The sequence below is a fragment of the Streptomyces sp. NPDC057654 genome (genome assembly GCF_042800135.1).
Lineage (GTDB): Bacteria > Actinomycetota > Actinomycetes > Streptomycetales > Streptomycetaceae > Streptomyces.
Genome location: NZ_JBHVHQ010001343.1, coordinates 1 through 1,469 on the forward strand (window position 1 = coordinate 1; position 1,469 = coordinate 1,469).

Below are 1,469 nucleotides of genomic sequence, written 5' to 3' on the forward strand. Positions count from 1 at the left end.
ACCCCCTATGACCTGCACATATTCTGACCTCGGCGGAGGCTGAGGGATTTGAACCCTCGGTGACATCGCTGCCACGACGGTTTTCAAGACCGTTCCCTTAGGCCGCTCGGGCAAGCCTCCCCGCCCCGCCTACCTGCTGCGGAGCGGTTACAGCCTAGCGGTTCGGGGATTCCGGGAGGGGTGGTGGGGGGCGGGGGTGGGGTCAGCTGTCGCCGGAGCGTTCGCCCAGGGTGACTTGGGTTGTGGACTGCTTGCCGTCGCGGGTGTAGGTGAGGGTGACCTTGTCGCCGGGGTGGTGGGTCCAGATCTCGCTGATGAGGGTGGGACCGCTGTCGATGATCGTGTCGTCCATCTTCGTGATGGTGTCGCCGGGCTTGAGGCCCGCCTTGTCGGCCGGGCCGCCCGGCGTGATGGCGGGCTGGCCGCTGAGGCCGTCCTTCGCGATCGTGGCGCCGTCGCCGGTGTTCTTCATGTTCACCGTGGCCTCGATGACCGGGTAGACCGGCTTGCCGGTCTTGATCAGCTGGTCCGCCACCGTCTTCGCCTGGTTGATCGGGATCGCGAAGCCGAGGCCGATGCTGCCGGACTGCTGCTCGCCGCCGCCGAAGCCCCCGCCACCGCCGCCGCCCGCCGGCTGTATGGCCGAGTTGATCCCGATCACCGCGCCCTGGCTGTTGAGCAGCGGGCCGCCGGAGTTGCCGGGGTTGATCGACGCGTCCGTCTGGAGAGCGCTCATGTACGAGGCCGACGCGTTGCCGCCCCCGCCCCCGCCGTCGCTGGACGACACCGGGCGGTTCTTCGCGCTCACGATGCCGGTCGTGACCGTGCCCGACAGGCCGAACGGCGCGCCGATCGCCACCGTCGCGTCGCCGACCTCCGCCTTGTCCGAGTCGCCCAGCGGCAGCGGCGTGAGCTTGGCGTCCGAGGGGTTCTTCAGCTTGATGACGGCCACGTCGTAGCCCTTGGCCCGGCCGACCACCGTCGCCTCGTACTTCTTGCCGTTCGAGAACGTCACCGAAAGCTTGCCGCCCTCGGCGGCCGAGGCGACCACGTGGTTGTTCGTGAGGATGTGGCCCTGCTTGTCGTAGACGAAGCCCGTGCCCGTACTGCCGTCGCCGCCCTGGCCCTGGGCCTCTATCGTCACGACGCTCGGCAGCGCCTTGTTCGCGATGCCGGCCACGGACTCCGGCTTCCGGCTGTCCGTCTTCGCGTCCCCGGTCGACGCCACCGTCGTGGAACCGGAGCTGTCCCTGTTGTCCGCCGCCCAGAACCCGACCCCGCCGCCTACACCGCCCGCGATCAAGGCCGCCGCCAGCACCGCCGCCACCAGGCCGCCGCGCTTACGCCGCGGCGGCGGCACGGGCCCGCCGCCCCATGGCGCGCCAGGGTCACCCGGAACGCCCGCACCGCCTGCGCCGCCCTGCGCCCACCAGCCGCCGGACTGCCCACCACCGGGAACGCCCTGGCCC

At 70.9% G+C, this 1,469-nt stretch carries 1 protein-coding gene and 1 tRNA gene; both read right to left on the bottom strand.

The window, feature by feature from the left end; all coding sequences use genetic code 11:
- Positions 1-33 precede the first annotated feature (33 nt).
- Positions 34-120, bottom strand: a tRNA-Ser gene (locus tag ACFU99_RS43435).
- 82 nt (positions 121-202) lie between these two features.
- On the bottom strand, positions 203-1,469 hold a 1,267-nt coding region (locus ACFU99_RS43440; RefSeq protein WP_384404267.1), incomplete at its 5' end, for a S1C family serine protease.